At 38.6% G+C, this 15,473-nt stretch carries 23 protein-coding genes and 2 pseudogenes; 16 read left to right on the top strand and 9 right to left on the bottom strand.

Annotated elements, in window-relative coordinates; translation table 11 throughout:
• Position 1 precedes the first annotated feature (1 nt).
• From ACWYN3_RS13650 to ACWYN3_RS13690, 9 genes are all read left to right on the top strand, one after another.
• Complete coding sequence (locus tag ACWYN3_RS13650) at positions 2-499, top strand: hypothetical protein (protein WP_456221638.1); 498 nt, start codon at positions 2-4, stop codon at positions 497-499.
• A gap of 14 nt (positions 500-513) precedes the next feature.
• Entirely contained in the window at positions 514-960 is a 447-nt protein-coding gene (locus tag ACWYN3_RS13655; RefSeq protein WP_456221639.1) for a hypothetical protein, read from the top strand.
• Between the two features lie 41 nt (positions 961-1,001).
• Positions 1,002-1,424, top strand: coding sequence for a secondary thiamine-phosphate synthase enzyme YjbQ (locus tag ACWYN3_RS13660; RefSeq protein WP_456221640.1), 423 nt, complete (start codon positions 1,002-1,004; stop codon positions 1,422-1,424).
• Between the two features lie 115 nt (positions 1,425-1,539).
• Positions 1,540-1,941: a hypothetical protein gene (locus ACWYN3_RS13665; protein ID WP_456221641.1), complete on the top strand. Its 402-nt coding sequence runs from the start codon at positions 1,540-1,542 to the stop codon at positions 1,939-1,941.
• Positions 1,880-2,407 (top strand): hypothetical protein, encoded by a 528-nt coding sequence (locus ACWYN3_RS13670; RefSeq protein ID WP_456221642.1) that lies wholly within the window; start codon positions 1,880-1,882, stop codon positions 2,405-2,407. Before ACWYN3_RS13665 ends, ACWYN3_RS13670 begins: the two co-directional genes overlap by 62 nt.
• Before the next feature lie 7 nt (positions 2,408-2,414).
• A complete protein-coding gene (locus ACWYN3_RS13675) occupies positions 2,415-2,669 on the top strand; it encodes a hypothetical protein (protein ID WP_456221643.1) in 255 nt (84 codons plus the stop codon).
• Entirely contained in the window at positions 2,670-2,948 is a 279-nt protein-coding gene (locus tag ACWYN3_RS13680) for a hypothetical protein (protein WP_456221644.1), read from the top strand. It begins immediately after the preceding gene.
• 16 nt (positions 2,949-2,964) lie between these two features.
• Positions 2,965-3,906: a hypothetical protein gene (locus tag ACWYN3_RS13685; protein WP_456221645.1), complete on the top strand. Its 942-nt coding sequence runs from the start codon at positions 2,965-2,967 to the stop codon at positions 3,904-3,906.
• A gap of 172 nt (positions 3,907-4,078) precedes the next feature.
• On the top strand, positions 4,079-5,050 hold the full coding sequence (locus ACWYN3_RS13690) for a mechanosensitive ion channel family protein (protein ID WP_456221646.1): 972 nt from the start codon (positions 4,079-4,081) through the stop codon (positions 5,048-5,050).
• 171 nt (positions 5,051-5,221) lie between these two features.
• Here ACWYN3_RS13690 and ACWYN3_RS13695 read toward each other — a convergent pair whose 3' ends face one another.
• The 3 genes from ACWYN3_RS13695 to ACWYN3_RS13705 all read right to left on the bottom strand — a co-directional run bounded on the left by ACWYN3_RS13695 (position 5,222) and on the right by ACWYN3_RS13705 (position 7,611).
• Positions 5,222-5,899, bottom strand: a complete 678-nt coding sequence (locus tag ACWYN3_RS13695) for a hypothetical protein (RefSeq protein ID WP_456221647.1) — start codon at positions 5,897-5,899, stop codon at positions 5,222-5,224.
• A 222-nt stretch (positions 5,900-6,121) separates the two neighbouring features.
• Positions 6,122-6,910: an aminotransferase-like domain-containing protein gene (locus ACWYN3_RS13700; protein WP_456221648.1), complete on the bottom strand. Its 789-nt coding sequence runs from the start codon at positions 6,908-6,910 to the stop codon at positions 6,122-6,124.
• A complete protein-coding gene (locus ACWYN3_RS13705; RefSeq protein WP_456221649.1) occupies positions 6,844-7,611 on the bottom strand; it encodes an aminotransferase class I/II-fold pyridoxal phosphate-dependent enzyme in 768 nt (255 codons plus the stop codon). The genes ACWYN3_RS13700 and ACWYN3_RS13705 overlap by 67 nt, the downstream gene beginning before the upstream one ends.
• A gap of 58 nt (positions 7,612-7,669) precedes the next feature.
• On the opposite strand from ACWYN3_RS13705, the gene ACWYN3_RS13710 reads away from it, so the two are divergent.
• From ACWYN3_RS13710 to ACWYN3_RS13740, 7 genes and pseudogenes are all read left to right on the top strand, one after another.
• Positions 7,670-8,284, top strand: a complete 615-nt coding sequence (locus tag ACWYN3_RS13710; RefSeq protein ID WP_456221650.1) for a hypothetical protein — start codon at positions 7,670-7,672, stop codon at positions 8,282-8,284.
• Between the two features lies 1 nt (position 8,285).
• Complete coding sequence (locus ACWYN3_RS13715) at positions 8,286-9,413, top strand: aminotransferase class I/II-fold pyridoxal phosphate-dependent enzyme (RefSeq protein WP_456221651.1); 1,128 nt, start codon at positions 8,286-8,288, stop codon at positions 9,411-9,413.
• A gap of 4 nt (positions 9,414-9,417) precedes the next feature.
• Positions 9,418-10,050: a dethiobiotin synthase gene (gene bioD, locus ACWYN3_RS13720; RefSeq protein WP_456221652.1), complete on the top strand. Its 633-nt coding sequence runs from the start codon at positions 9,418-9,420 to the stop codon at positions 10,048-10,050.
• Between the two features lie 11 nt (positions 10,051-10,061).
• Positions 10,062-11,062: pseudogene (gene bioB, locus ACWYN3_RS13725) on the top strand (biotin synthase BioB).
• A gap of 71 nt (positions 11,063-11,133) precedes the next feature.
• Positions 11,134-11,379: pseudogene (locus ACWYN3_RS13730) on the top strand (aminotransferase class III-fold pyridoxal phosphate-dependent enzyme); the annotation flags it as partial.
• Positions 11,380-11,486: 107 nt separating this feature from the next.
• Positions 11,487-11,960: an aminotransferase class III-fold pyridoxal phosphate-dependent enzyme gene (locus ACWYN3_RS13735; protein ID WP_456221653.1), complete on the top strand. Its 474-nt coding sequence runs from the start codon at positions 11,487-11,489 to the stop codon at positions 11,958-11,960.
• 5 nt (positions 11,961-11,965) lie between these two features.
• The gene (locus ACWYN3_RS13740; RefSeq protein ID WP_456221654.1) at positions 11,966-12,352 is read left to right on the top strand and encodes an aminotransferase class III-fold pyridoxal phosphate-dependent enzyme; all 387 of its coding nucleotides are present in this window, start codon (positions 11,966-11,968) and stop codon (positions 12,350-12,352) included.
• 40 nt (positions 12,353-12,392) lie between these two features.
• On the opposite strand, the gene ACWYN3_RS13745 is transcribed toward ACWYN3_RS13740, so the two are convergent.
• From ACWYN3_RS13745 to ACWYN3_RS13770, 6 genes are all read right to left on the bottom strand, one after another.
• Positions 12,393-12,866 (bottom strand): glycosyltransferase family 10 domain-containing protein, encoded by a 474-nt coding sequence (locus ACWYN3_RS13745; RefSeq protein ID WP_456221655.1) that lies wholly within the window; start codon positions 12,864-12,866, stop codon positions 12,393-12,395.
• Positions 12,863-13,267 carry a hypothetical protein gene (locus tag ACWYN3_RS13750; protein WP_456221656.1) on the bottom strand — a complete coding sequence of 135 codons (405 nt, stop codon included), beginning with the start codon at positions 13,265-13,267 and terminating at the stop codon, positions 12,863-12,865. Before ACWYN3_RS13750 ends, ACWYN3_RS13745 begins: the two co-directional genes overlap by 4 nt.
• Positions 13,268-13,427: 160 nt before the next feature.
• Complete coding sequence (locus ACWYN3_RS13755) at positions 13,428-13,619, bottom strand: cold-shock protein (RefSeq protein ID WP_068396992.1); 192 nt, start codon at positions 13,617-13,619, stop codon at positions 13,428-13,430.
• Positions 13,620-13,698: 79 nt separating this feature from the next.
• A complete protein-coding gene (locus tag ACWYN3_RS13760; RefSeq protein WP_456221657.1) occupies positions 13,699-13,896 on the bottom strand; it encodes a SnoaL-like domain-containing protein in 198 nt (65 codons plus the stop codon).
• Positions 13,897-14,410: 514 nt separating this feature from the next.
• A complete protein-coding gene (locus ACWYN3_RS13765) occupies positions 14,411-14,863 on the bottom strand; it encodes a hypothetical protein (RefSeq protein ID WP_456221658.1) in 453 nt (150 codons plus the stop codon).
• A 12-nt stretch (positions 14,864-14,875) separates the two neighbouring features.
• Positions 14,876-15,310: a hypothetical protein gene (locus ACWYN3_RS13770; RefSeq protein WP_456221659.1), complete on the bottom strand. Its 435-nt coding sequence runs from the start codon at positions 15,308-15,310 to the stop codon at positions 14,876-14,878.
• Between the last annotated feature and the right edge of the window lie 163 nt (positions 15,311-15,473).

Below are 15,473 nucleotides of genomic sequence, written 5' to 3' on the forward strand. Positions count from 1 at the left end.
TATGAAGTTAGAAGGAATGGCAGCAGCTAGTGGTTTTAGTTTTTTAAGAGACAGTGTCTGGTCTGACAAAGTAAGTCACACGATTGTGTTAACATTCGACGCGGGATACAGCAGGCTGCCGGTTTTAGCTTCTTTCGAGAAGAATATTTACCCCGGGGCTATTGTTAAAGGGAAATATCTGGGCAGTAAAACAGAGCCTGAAAAAGTCAATGATTATCCTGTAAATCAACTCACAGTACTTACTGATATCCTTACGGATGAAACTGACGGAGTAATTAAAGCTCCTTCTTATAGTTCTCATCTGAATTATGTACAAAAAGTCTTATCTGCAAGACCCAGCTTTCGTCAGCTCCAAAGCTTCCTGATGGACAGCCGCGAATTTAGCCATGTGAATGAGCTAAAAATCTTCTCTTTGGAAGTAACGTTGATCTCAATACATTATTTGGCATTCCAAAAAGCAATGCAGGCATTGTCACTAAGGTCAAAAGTGGTATCCTAATCAGAGCAATACAAATGAATTTTTCTGTTTACATGGATCCTTCTGAAGCCATTTCATTTAAGCAGCCTGTTGATGAAAATATGTTTAAAAGAGAAAATATGTCTTATGTTACTGGTGTAGATTATGGCCGGATGGGATTGCTGACTATACAGGCGGATGCTGAAAAAAATCAGCTGAATGTAATTACCAACAAGATAAGAGATAACCAAACGCTGGATGAAAAGGAAACAAAACTTGTCGCATCAGCCGAAATCCATACTTATCTGAATGGTTATAGTACAATCGGAAAACAAAATGTAGAAGGTGCATCAGGACTGGATAAAATTCAAAAATACTATAAGCTGATTTCGAGTGAAGGTGAATTTACAGCATCAAATTATGGTAGTCCATTATATTATTCTACAAAAGTGCCGTTAGTGATTATGGCCGCATTCCTGAAAAGGGACGTTTGTTCAGGGTGAATGTAGAAAGAGATAAAATTACCAGCACGAAATAGAATTCAATGAAAATTTACCAGCATTCGATCCTGCTTAAAGAAAGAAAAAGAGGTTTTCACCTGATTACCTCTGATATTCTTGATGCTTTTCCAGAAATCCGCGAACTTAAAACAAGTATTTGCCAGGTTTTCATTCAGCATACCTCCGCCTCGCTCACGATTAATGAGAATGCAGACCCAACAGTCAGACATGATTTTGAAATATTTTTCAACAAGGCAGTTCCTGAGAATGATCCGGATTACCTGCATGATGAAGAAGGTTCTGATGATATGCCCGCCCATTTAAAAACGGCACTGCTGGACACTTCCTTAATGATTCCTATTCGAAACGGCAGATTAGCTTTGGGCACATGGCAGGGAATTTATTTATGCGAACACCGGAATTATGGAGGTTCAAGGGCAGTTATGCTGACTGCATGGGGCGAATGATCCGATCAAAATACGGATGAATCATACAATCTATTATGCATTTGAATATATTTGAAGACCGAAATATAAGATCGGGCTATAAACAGGTATCAACCTCTCCATTCAAATTGTTCATATGAAAAAAATAATTGCGGTAAAATCAAAAAAAGAGCTTAAAACATTTATTGATTTTCCCCATGAGCTATATAAAAATGATCCGTACTACGTTCCGGAATTGTTTATCGCACAAAAAGACTTATTGACCACACATCCATTTCACAAACATTCATCACTGCAAACTTTTTTATTGTATGATGGGGATAAAGTTACTGGTCGCATTGCAGCTATATTAAATAATAACCACAATATTGCCAACCAGACCAATGATGGTTTCTTTGGCTTCTTTGATTGTATCGATGACAATGAGAGTGCTTCATTACTGATTCAGGAAGCAGAAAAATGGTTAACAGAAAAAGGTGTGGAAACCATTATCGGCTGTCAATTTTTCTACGAACGAGTCTTGTGGTTTGCTGATTGAAGGTTTTGATTCCAGACCAGTTGTGATGATGCCGTATAATGCTTCCTACTATCCGGCTCTGCTGGAACAGACAGGACTTTCAAAAAAGGTAGATCTGATTGCATGGAAATGGGATGGTGATAATTATGATGACCGATCAGTACAATTGCTTGAAAAGCTTCAGGAACGTTTGAAACGAAGCAATATCACTATCCGTAAAATCAATATGAAAAAGTTCAAGGAGGAAGCAGACAGCCTTCGTGAAGTATATAATAAAGCATGGGATAAAAACATGGGTTTTGTGCCGCTTAATGATGAGGAATATGATTACCAGGCAAAAGATCTGAAAATGATCTTAGATCCTGATTTCTGCCTTGTTGCCGAGCAGGATGGAAAAATTGTAGGGTTTGGTGCAGCGATACCGGATATCAATGAAATTCTGATTAAAATCAAAAAAGGAAGATTATTCCCTACTGGCCTGTTTTAAATTACTAATGGGTAAAAAGAAAGTCTCAGGAATCAGAATTTTACTTTTGGGCGTAGTAGAAGGTTACCGCAAAATGGGTATCGAAGCTTGTCTGTATGGCAATATCATTAAAGCCTATAAAGCTAAAGGATTAAAATATGCAGAAGCATCCTGGACACTGGAACACAATGACTTAGTAAACAACGCAATCCGTGCAATTAAAGGTGATCCATATAAAAAATACAGAATTTACGAAAAACCAATTCAAACCAAAAAGGTATAAATGAAGATAAACAGTTTTTTTTCAATTGCTAAGCGCGCGGGATTTCTAATCCTGCTGATGGTGCTATTTTTTAATAGCACGCAGATTTTGGCGCAGCAAAAGAAAGCTGTTAAAAGTACCAGTGACCTCTCCTATCTGACCGATTCAACCGTACTGAACCGAAGTGATTATTTACTCCGGTTAGGTAAGGTTTTTGAAACGATCAACCAGGTAGAGATAACTACTTCTTATTTTATTTTATTTACTCCCACTAATAGATCTGCATTTAACACAGGATGAGGCAGCTATAGCACTGATGAAAAAACGCCTGTCACAAAGTGACAGGACACTTAATCTCCAAAACCTGCAGATGTACCAAACACTGCTTGATGAACTGGAAACCAACAACGTAAAATGCCTCGCTGACCTCCAGGGTTATGAGAAGAAATTAAACGGACTTAAAACGCAAATTCTTAATCTGCGAAAAGATACCGTATTGATGAAGGTTTTCCGGACTGATTCATTAAAGCGAATTTTTAAAACAGAATTTGTAGAGCTAGGCAAGAAACGTATTGTAATGGACAGTTTGATTAAATCGAACACGAGTTTAATCAACAATTTGCAGGCGCGTACATCTACTAATATCATCAACATCAGGGAAATGAGCTATACGGCGGACAACCAGTTAGAATCTGTCAGCATTAAAGCTTTTAGTAAAGAAAGACGGTATTTGTGGGAATCTGTAGATAGAAAGGCAAACAGAAAAGTAGGCTTCCAGCGCTTCATGGAAAGTGAGCAGCAGATTTCAAGCTATTACTTCGAATATACACAAAATACCAGGCTTATACTGCTACTACTAGGCATTGGCTTTTTCTTTTGGATTTATTTAAATTTCAAAAGCCTTAAACAAAGAGGCAGATTAGATTCTGTCAACAATCTTAATCTTCAGTTTATCAGGCCAAAACCTTACCTGGCCACCCTGATTTTCATATTGACGTTAGCACCTGTTTTTGATTTGTTAGCACCCGCATTGTATATAGAAACCATACATATCCTGCTGGCACTAAGTATTACTGCTTTACTTTTCAAAAGACTACCGAGAGACATTTTTTATAAATGGTGCATTTTTATAGTCCTATTGGTATTTCCGGTGATCCTGCGTTCGTTAGGCATGCCCGCACGTTATCAGCGCTGGTTATTATTGATATTCAGCACAGCATCCCTGGTATATGGCTTGTACAGTTATAAAATTTTTTAAAGCAAAAGCAGTAAAATACAGGCTACTAAAAACTGTTGGAATTATTTACATCATCTTTAATTTTCTAGCAATTATCTGCAATTTATTTGGTCGCTTTACTTTAACTCAAATTTTCTATAGCAGTGCTGTAAGTTCATTATTGCATGCAGTTTCGTTGATTATCATAGCAGGAATGATCACAGAGGCTTTTCTACTGCAAATTAAAAGCAGCAGGATCAGGAAAAATTATCCTGAGCATTTTGACTGGGAACCAGTTGTAAAAAGTTTACGCGGGTTGTTAGGCATAGCAGTATTCTTGATCTGGCTAACTTTATTACTGGTTAACCTGAACATATTTGATGGGTTATACACCCTTTTAGTCTCTGTTTTTACTGAGAAGCGTAAAATAGGGACGCTTGTTTTCACTTTATGGGGCATTGTATTATTCCTGATGATTATCTGGGTAGCCAACTTCCTGCAAAAATACATTGCTTACTTTTTTGGCGATACGGGCGATGATTCTCTGGATGACAACAAGGGTGAGCGTTCTAAATTGATAGTAACGAAACTAGTATTGCTTATTGGGGGCTTTTTACTGGCCGTAGCGGCATCAGGATTACCAATTGATAAGATTACCGTAGTATTAGGTGCATTGGGCGTAGGGATCGGCTTAGGGCTACAAAACATCGTGAGTAACTTTGTGTCTGGTATTATCCTGATTTTTGATAAAACTGTTCGCATTGGTGATGTGGTTGAAATAAGCGATAAAAAAGGAAGGGTTAAGGAAATAGGGCTTCGCGCCAGTACCCTGCTTACCGATGATGGTGCAGAAATTATCATTCCAAATGGGGCAATTTTATCTAATAATATTATCAACTGGACACTGACTAATAACCAGATGCGTGTAGTGATCGAGTTTTCGGTTAGCAATCCTTTTCACAGAGAGGAAGTTACAGAAGTAATCAAAGAGGTAATCGCTTCACACGATAATATTTTCACAGGTAAAGAACCTAAGGTGATCATTGTTCCTAAAAAAAACAAGACCAGCAGTATCATTAAGGTTTATTTCTGGTGTAAGGACATCTCACAGGCGGAAAACACAAAGAGCAGCATCAATTCGATCATTTTTGACGAGCTGGAAGTAAAGGGTATAGAGATTTTGTAGACAACGAGCTTTAAGACTGTCCGGCACATTGAGCCTTTTAGCTTTCACGTTTGATTTCCGGCTCCCATAAGTTGGAACACCTGTTGATATAATCATTTAACAATCCCTGGGAATAATCTATGACTAAGGACTTCTCACCCACTATTACAGGGATATTCAGATGATTGTATATTAGCTTTTCGAGGCTCCTACCAGCAAAAACCTTGCATTACTAACACTTTTTGCAAATTCGGCAAACCCGTCCAGTGTAATCAGATCAAACCTATCGTTATCTGAGCGGCCAATTCTCCCTACAATAAAGGAAGCCTGCAAATTGTTTTCTTGTTTAAATGCTTTCACCTGATCATTCGATGGGAGCAGTCTGTTAATCTGTTTTACGTCAACCGGATTTGATAAAGCCTTCCTTTTGGAGGCAAAATTCTCTTTCAGATACCGATCAGAATCCATCCGGCGAGTCAGAATCATCTTTGATACAAACAAATCATAATCTATAAGCTTATAGAATTTTGAGTAATCGTATAACCCAAAGGTATTAGTCATCAAAACCAGCTTTAGTTTGTTCTCTTTTACTACATTAAAAATCTCTGGATTAAGTGATCCGTCGCCGTGCCAATGGAACACGTCCGTCTCCTGAAGCAGCTTCGCAAGTTTGCTCAGATCTCCATCTAAAATAACAACATTAATACCTAAATCTCGAATCAGTTTCACTCTGGCTCCACCTTCTTTTACGCCCACAACTGTTACTTCAAAATTCTCTTTGTTCAGAAATTTACTGATTAACTGAATGGTATATGCGGTTCCCCCTAAGCCTAGTTCATTTCCGGCTTCAATGATTTTTATCTTTTTCATCTGGCTATTTTTTTTTTTGAACAATTTACTGACTTTCCATTCTTCTGAAAGGGTAAGATGTCCCAAAATCCACCACTAGTAAGATGATTAAATTTCAAGTATAAGCAATAAAACAAATTATCTTTCTTAGTAAATACAAATTTCATATAAAAACCATAAATACATTGAAAAATAGATAATTATAAAAATAATACTATCAAATGATAAGTACACTAATTATCATCAAAAACTCTCTTTTACAGCCTGAGTCAGTATACCTACCGCTTCTTCCAACTCTTCTGTAGTCAGGTTTCCAAAGCCTAATCTCATTGCAGTAAAACTGTCCGTCTGGTACAATAATTCTTGTGGAAGATGAAGGTTTTTTTTCAAACAGTTCTTACTGATCCGCATCAGATTTAGCTGAGGATTCCATTTCGTCCATACGGATAATCCGCCGGGTGGCGAAGAAAAACTAAGCTCCTCTCCTAGTTGCTGCTGAAGCAAATTCACAAAAGTATCGCGGCGCTCCTGATAGATTTTTACTGCTGCTTTTTTAAGATGACGCTGAATCTCTTTTTCCTCTAGTAATTCTGCTAGAGCCTGCTCCATCAGCATATCTCCCTGCCTGTCTACCAGCCTGCGAAATTTAGCCATTTCTCTGATCAGATTCTCTGGGGCAATAAGGTAACCGGAACGAAAACCCGGAGCCAGGGACTTACAAAATGAACCTATATAAACCACCATTCCATTAGTATCTGCACTGGCTAATGGCAGTACTGAATTCCCGTTATAATGGAAATCATAATCATAGTCGTCTTCCAGAATAATAAAGCCATGGATTTGCGCCAGCTGTAACAGCTCTACCCTCCGCTCAGCACTCAAAGTCACTGTGGTTGGGTAATGGTGATGTGGCGTAAGGTATAACATCCTTATCTTTTTCGTCTTGCAGAGTTCACGGATTGCATCTACTGAGATCCCATCTGCATCCACAGGAACAGAAATAATCCTGCCACCTGATTGCTGGAAACACATATTGCCAGATAATAGCTCAGATCACCCACAATTACAAGATCACCTGGCTCAATCAGCATACTTGATGCCATATAGATACTCATATGGATTCCCCTTGTAGTCAGAATATTATTCTTATTAATATGTAATCCCCTGGTATTATTAAGATATAAGGCCAGTGTTTCCCTGAAATATTCATTTCCTTCTACGTGTGAATATCCGAAATGCTTATAATTGGTTTTACTTTTCAAAATCCCGCCATAAACCTTTGACAACCGGTCTAATGGAAGCAGCCTGATATCAGGCAAACCATCATTAAACTCGAGTCCTGCGATCGGATTTACAGTTAAAACATCCAGTAAAATACTCTGCTTAAAGCGATAACCCGTTTCTGAAGGGTAACTGGTCAGGAATTTCTCATCATAAGGTTGCAGCGCAATATGCTCATGCGGCCCCTTATTTCTCACAAAAGTGCCCTTATTTGGCCTGATTTCAGTCCATCCCTGCGCATCAAGCTCATCATAGGCTGCAATAATTGTCTTTCTATGCAATTTCAGATCATCTGCCAGGCTACGGGTACCAGGGAGCTGAACTCCTGCTAAAAGCACCCCGCGCTGTATCGCATTAATCATTTGATGGGCAATTTGAAGGTATACCGCCCGATCTAATGACCTGTCGATATGAATAACACTTTGAAAAGGAATTTGAACCGGACTACTCATAAACTTAAAACTGGTACATATTAACTATCCGGCAAGGTAATACTTTTGGCTCAAACAAATGAAATCAATGGAATTAGAAGAGCTCCTTCAACACATAGTAAGTGACGACCATACACATGCGCGCTTCCTCAACACACTCTCTTTACAGGAGAATATCGGGGCTAGAAAGATATCAGCAAACGAACAGCCTGAAACATCCACCTATATGGTTTTAAAACATGCGGCCGAAGAACACCGTCATGCCTTCTACCTGAAAAAGCAAATAGCAAAATTAAGTATATCGGCCTGCCCTACTTATGAGCCGGACTACCTCCTTGCTCCATATAGCAGCAAGTACTATCTGAATAAACTGGATTTACTGACCAGCCGATATTTAAAGGAAACCCTGCAATTAAAAGGCTCAGATTTGAAGTTCGCTGCTTATCTATTGGTCACCTATGCTATTGAAGTACGTGCAGATTTGATTTACCCTATTTACCAGGGCGTATTAGATCAAAATAAGAGTAAAGTGAGTGTTCGTTCTATCATTCTGGAAGAACAGGGCCACCTGGAGGAAATGACTGCACAACTTAAAAATTTCTCAACAACCTGGGAGACACACGCAAAAAACATAACTACTATAGAAGCCGTGTTATATGAAAACTGGATTAATGATTTAGCCAAAACCATATAAGATGAAACGCGGCGCTAATGATATTATGTCCGAAAAACTAAACACAAGAAAAGCTGAATCTACTTTTCGTAGTTTACAGTATAAGAATGACTTATACGATTTCAGTTCAAATGATTATTTAGGTTTTGCACGTTCTTCAGAGCTACGTCAAATCGTTAATTCACAATTAGAAAAACATCCGCAGATGTTATCCGGTGCTACAGGATCAAGATTGCTCAGTGGCAATTCTGAATTCGCAGAACAACTGGAAGAAGAGATTGCCGGTTACCATAATGCGGCAAACGGATTAATCTTCAATTCTGGTTACGCTGCTAATTCGGCTATTTTTTCATGCCTGCCTCAAAAAGATGATACAATCATTCATGATGAGCTGATCCATGCCTCAATTATTGACGGGGCAAGACTAAGTTATGCTACGAGATTAAAATTCAGGCATAATGACCTGGAAGACCTGGAAAAGAAACTTAAAAAAAGTACGGGTATCTGTTATGTAGCTGTTGAAAGCATTTACTCAATGGATGGCGACATGGCTGATCTTGAAGGAATTTCTTCACTTTGCCAGCTATATGATGCGCATTTAATCGTAGATGAAGCACATGCTTTTGGGGTGATTGGAACTGGACTGGTGGATTCACTGGGAATCCAGGATACCGTATTTGCCCGGATCATTACTTTTGGAAAAGCACTGGGTTTACATGGAGCAATTATACTAGGAACTGATTTACTGAGAGATTACCTCATTAACTTCGCGCGCCCCTTCATATACACTACCGCCCTGCCCTACCCGCAACTCATCGCACTACAGATTGCATATAAACATTTTTTAACTCATCCAGAGCTGCAGAGTGTACTGAAACATAAATCGTTGCTCCTGAAGGCTAATTTACCGCAACAACACCAATTGCTATGTAATGATAACCCAGGCGCTATACATTGTATATTTCTTTCGAGCAACGATGAAGCTATCAGGTTTAGCCGCGCATTACAAAGAAATGGTTTTGATATCCGGCCGATTCTCAGTCCTACTATCCCAAAAGGAAAAGAAAGACTGCGCATTTGCGTGCACATCCATAATTCCGATCATGAAATACTTGAATTATGTCACCACATTAAACTATTGAGCCAATAATTATATGGACAACAAGCCCCTATTTATCACTGGTATAGGCACGGAGGTCGGAAAAACTATTGTTTCGGCAGTGCTGACTGAACAATTACAAGCTGATTACTGGAAACCTGTACAGGCCGGTGATCTTGACAACACAGACAGTGACAAAGTTAAAGAACTGATTAGCAACACCAAAAGCATATTTCATCCCGAGACTTTTAAGTTCATCATGGCTGCCTCACCACACCGTGCCGCAAAAAATGAAGGAATTGAAATACGCCCTCAGGATTTTTCCCTTCCGGAAACAAACAATCAGTTATTGATTGAAGGCGCAGGAGGTTTATTCGTCCCGCTTTCGTACCGGCTCCTGATGATTGATCTCATCCATCTTTTAGACGCAGATGCAGTATTAGTGGTTAGAAACTACCTGGGCTGCATTAACCATACCTTATTGAGCATCCACGCATTGCTGAGTAAAGGAATACCATTAAAGCATCTTGTTTTGAATGGAGATTTCGATTTTGACACCCTTAATGTCCTGCTCCATCATCTCCCAAAAGACTGCACGTGGAGCAAATTACCTGAATTTACAACAATTAACAAAAAAGCCATTGCGGATGCTCCTTTTCAACTTACCCCTATTCCGATCACCTATTAAATTTATATCGCATGAACAGTAATACTACTATACGCAATGACTGGTCTATCCAGGAAATCGAAAACATCTATCATCAACCTCTGTTAGAGCTTGTTTACGAAGCAGCAACAGTACATCGCCAGTGGCATAAAGCTAGTGAAGTACAGGTTTGCACCTTATTATCAGTTAAGACAGGCGGTTGCCCTGAAGATTGTTCTTATTGCGGGCAGGCAGCGCGTTATCACACTGGAATTACTGTGAAAGCATTAATGTCTAAAGAGGACGTTGTAGCGATCGCACAAAGGGCTAAAGATTCTGGTTCTTCTCGTTTCTGTATGGCTGCCGCGTGGCGTGAGGTACGTGACAACCGTGATTTTGAAAACACATTCTTGAAATGGTACAGGGTGTAAATGAGATCGGCCTGGAAGTTTGCTGCACACTGGGTATGATTAATGAATCTCAGGCGGCAAGATTACAGGAAGCCGGATTATATGCTTACAATCACAATCTGGATACTTCTAAAGATTATTATCAGGAAATTATCAATACTCGTACCTATGACGACCGGTTATCCACCCTGAACAATGTCAGAAAAGCAGGAATTTCTGTGTGTTCGGGTGGCATTATCGGACTGGGAGAAACACATGCAGACAGAATCAATATGCTGCATACATTATCAACTCTGGCACAACACCCGGAGTCTGTACCGGTGAATGCATTGGCAAGAGTAAAGGGAACTCCTCTGGCCGATTTACCCAAAGTAGATTCATGGGAAATGGTAAGAATGATCGCTACCGCAAGGATTTTAATGCCTAAAGCGATGGTCAGATTAAGTGCTGGCCGCGCCGAAATGACGACCGAAGAACAATCATGGTGCTTCATGGCAGGTGCCAATTCTATCTTCACCAGCGAAAGCGAAGAACTATTGGTTACACCAAACCCAAGACTGGATGATGATAGAAAAATGTTTGATTTGTTAGGGTTGAAGCCGATGCAAAAAGAAAAAATTAAAAACATAACTTCTGTAATATGAGCTCAATAGAACAAGACACCTTAAGTCTAACTGAAAGAGATCTGAAGGTCATATGGCATCCATATACGCAAATGCTGCATGCCATAATTCCAACTGCCATTGTGAGTGCGTCAGGAAGCGACCTGTATGACGAGGATGGTAAACGCTATATAGATGCCATATCTTCGTGGTGGGTAATTCTTCATGGACACTCCCACCCCTACATTGCAGACCGGGTATCTGCACAGATTAGAAAACTTGACCAGGTGATCTTTGCAGGCTTTACACATGAGCCTGCTGTTGAACTTGCTGAGAAGCTTTTGAGCTTGCTACCAGAAAACCAGGAGAAAGTATTTTACACGGATAACGGGTCTACTTCTTCTGTCGAGGTTGCTTTGAAAAAATGTGTGTGCAGTACTGGCATAATCAAGGAAAATCCAGAAGAATGGTACTTGCTTTTCATAACGGTTATCATGGGGATACTTTTGGCGCTATGTCGGTCAGCGGCCGCAGTGCATGGACAGCCCCTTTTGATGCCTATTTATTTGAAGTGCTTTATATTGATATTCCTACTGCTGAAAATATTGATAGTTTGAAAAAGCAAATTTCGGAGGTAAGTGATCAGTTAGCTTGTTTTGTTTATGAACCGCTCGTCCAGGGATCTGCCGGAATGCTGATGTATGGTGCTGCTGAGCTTGATGAACTCATGAGACATTGCCGCTCAGAACATGTATTAATGATACAGGACGAGGTTTTTACCGGATTTGGAAGGACGGGAAAACATTTTGCGGCTAACCATTTAAAGGAAGCCCCCGATGTGATGTGTTTTTCAAAAGGTTTAACTGGCGGAACAATGCCTTTAGGAGTAACGACTTTTCGGAAGACATTTATAATGCATTTTTATCAAAGGATAAGTTAAAAACATTGTTTCATGGCCATTCGTTTACTGCTAATCCATTAGCTTGTACCGCAGCGTCAGCAAGCATTGATTTATTATTACTTAATGAGACTCAACGGAATATAGAAAGGATTTGCCGCAAACATGCTGATTTTATCAAAAGAATTGGTGAGCATATGCGGGTTGAATCTGCAAGACAGACAGGAACAATTCTTGCGATTGAATGGAGGACAGAAACTGGCACTTCTTATTTCGATGATCTCCGGAACTTATTATATGATTACTTTTTAAATAAAGGTATTTTAATGCGCCCGCTTGGGAACGTGATTTATGTTTTACCGCCGTATTGTATCAGCGATGAGGATCTGGATTATGTTTACGAGGAGATTGAAGGCGCGCTGGAGCTTTATTAGTGATTCTGGGGGACTGTTTGTTCAGACAGCCCCCTTTATTTTACGAGTCATATCGTTTATCAATAATAATCTCTTTTAATTTTGTATAAAGGTTATAGTTATTGTAATAAATACCTTTATTAATATCAGAAACAGGCGCAGGTTTCTCTATAATCTTTTTGATATCTTCTATAATAGATGGACTATCCAAATCTATTGTCCTGAAATAACGTTCATCATAAATATCACTGATATTCGGTGCACCATTATAAATGGGTATTGTATTGCATAAAACACAATCCACAAATTTTTCGGTCACATAATTTCTTTCATTTGAATTTTCAATTGCAATGGAGTATTCATAAGGTAGTAAACCTGTAAATTTGTACTCAATCGGGCCTTTAAATCTCCTGTCATCAATTTCTAATCGCTTACCATAAATATCAATCTCGAGGTCTGACGCTAATATTTGATTTAAAAGACCAATCCGCTTATTGTAATTCCCTATCGGCTTATTCAGATAGGAAACAATCATCGATATCTTCTTCTCTTTTTTTGTATTCGCAGCAGTCTCAAAAAATGCACGGGTACATGATCATGGTAAAACATATAGGATGGAGAAACAATAACATCGCCGCCTATATGAAGATTGTGGGTCTTCTCAAATAATTTCGGATCATGCACAATTACATAGTCGCTATGCAGTAAAAAGTCGATATACTCATGTGCTTTACTCCATGAAGGTTCTTGTATAACTGTGATTACTTTCGCTTTCCTGTTAATTGGCTCGTCAGTACGGTTGAATACTACGGAATAATCGTAGTCATTAGCAATGGTGAAGGTCAAATCGCTATCATAAACAGCATAATTTGCTTTAAACCTTCTTAAAAGGTTTTCTGAACCTTCGTAGTTGGAGAGAAACTTAATCTTCATCATAGGTATCTGTTTTTGTCGAAAACTAAGATAAAGAATGGGAAAAGCAGATAACAATCTCTGCTTATTTTGGGACTTTTGACCTTATTACACAAATTCTATTGCATAAAAAAACCGGTCCGATAAATCGGACCGGTCTAGGTCAATTATATAGTTAATAAACTTAAACTAACTGAACATTAATTGCGTTAAGACCTTTACGGCCTTCTTCTACATCATAAGTAACTTTATCGTTCTCACGGATGCTAGCCATTAGGCCTGTTGAATGAACAAAGATTTCACTGTCACCATTAGCTGGTACGATAAATCCGAAACCTTTAGTCTCATTAAAAAATTTTACTACTCCTTCTTGCATTGTATTATTATTATAAATATTCACAAATGTAATTATATATTTTTAAATATAATTAAAAAAACGAATTATATTTTTTCTGCTAGACTAAAATCTGCTTGCTATTGCAATTAAAGAAGCGTTCATATATAATTTTGTCCTTTTCTACTTCAAATACCCATGATTCATTTAAAGCACTTTTCCCTATATCTTTGAGATTGAAGTTCATCTTTAATCTGAAACAGAAAAATTCACCGATGACCAGGGGGTCTGAAATCTCCATACTCCTGGTCTGTTCCATTTTTCTGTTGTATAAAAAAACCAGGATCATGGATCATGGTTATTTTTTGTTACCGGGTAAAATTCTTTGATAGCATCATCATTCCTCCCCTCCCGCCAAAGCTGAATGAATTTGAGTGCAACTTCCTGAGTGTTCATTATTGATTAATTTAGATAAATTTTTAGTTTACGAATTGAAATTACAAAAGAATTCCGAACCACCAAAAAAGCACTTAAACAATAGATAATCAATAATATAAATATTTTTACACTTAGAAAAAAGCGGCAAAAGCCACCACGTTTTAGTAATGCTTAAACACACAACATATGATTTTACAATAAATTTAAGGTTACGTTTTGCACATAACTTAATATAGTAACTCCGATACCTGTTGTATCTCCCATAGTTGAATTTGTTAATGTATGCCATTAATATAATCCTAAAGCTACCTCAACCTGATTGTCTTTAATCAAATCCAAACTATTCAGCTGCTGTGCCATGTAAATACTTGTTAATCTCCCTGTTCCTTCTACTGCTACATACGGACCTTATCTACAGCCAAAAGTGTAATGCCTTGCAGTTTAACATTTCTGTCTTTTAATGAATTGTAGATCCCGGTCACCCTGGTATCCAGATATGGCATTTCGTTAATATTTTTAGCTGCATCTGCCACCAGGTAAGTGCCATCAGTATTCCTTTCCCATCCTGGTAATTGTAGCGTATAGACCATATCAAGATCAGATTTATTAATCTCCAATACAGCGCTGTACCATTTGACATATAGAGAGATCGAGTCCACCAGACTTTGTTTAAATTCTAATACCATACCTATTCCTTCTCTTTCCAGATATCGGCTGCCGGACAAGAGCATATTCATCGTTTCTTGCCTTCCTGCCTCATAAAGAGGATTAAAAAACTCGGAATATACTTCCCCTATCGCCCATCTTCTAAGAACTTCGTGCCGGTCAATTTTTTCTATTAATTTCATATATTTTACCAGTTAAAATCTACCTTTTCGAATAGTTTGGGTGTACCCATTGTACCGGGGTAGCTCCACCACATTGATAAAAAAATTAGCTTCCCCCATGTAAACAGGTACTCTGAAAATGGTTTGTTCTTCGGACTCTTTTTCGTGAGTTGCAGGAGTGACATCAAAGGTGATCCTGCCGTAGCTTAGCTGGAACAATTTATGGTCTTTGCCATACGCTATTGGTACGCAATCCAATGAGTGTATCCGCTCCGCCAGATCAGGAAGTATCCATCGTATGGGATTAAAATAAAGTACATAAAAGATATCCGGGAGATATAAGAACTGTTGTTCGAAAAACTTACTCAGACTCTCTCCTTCGATTAAGATTTTAGGCATAAAATAGACGTACTGGGGAATGGCAATCTCTTCAAAAGGATACATGATTACTCCGTCAATATGTTTCAAAACACGGTTCCTGGCCTCTGAATATGCTAAAAAGGATGTCATACTACACATAGTTGATCTTTGGTTTACAATTAGATTTTACGGTCAGTTCCAAGTTACAAAGAAATCGAAGGGTAATTAACTGATTGGTTTTTTGGGACTTTTGACCCTGTAATGAGGGAGC

This window comes from Pedobacter sp. NJ-S-72, from assembly GCF_053890575.1.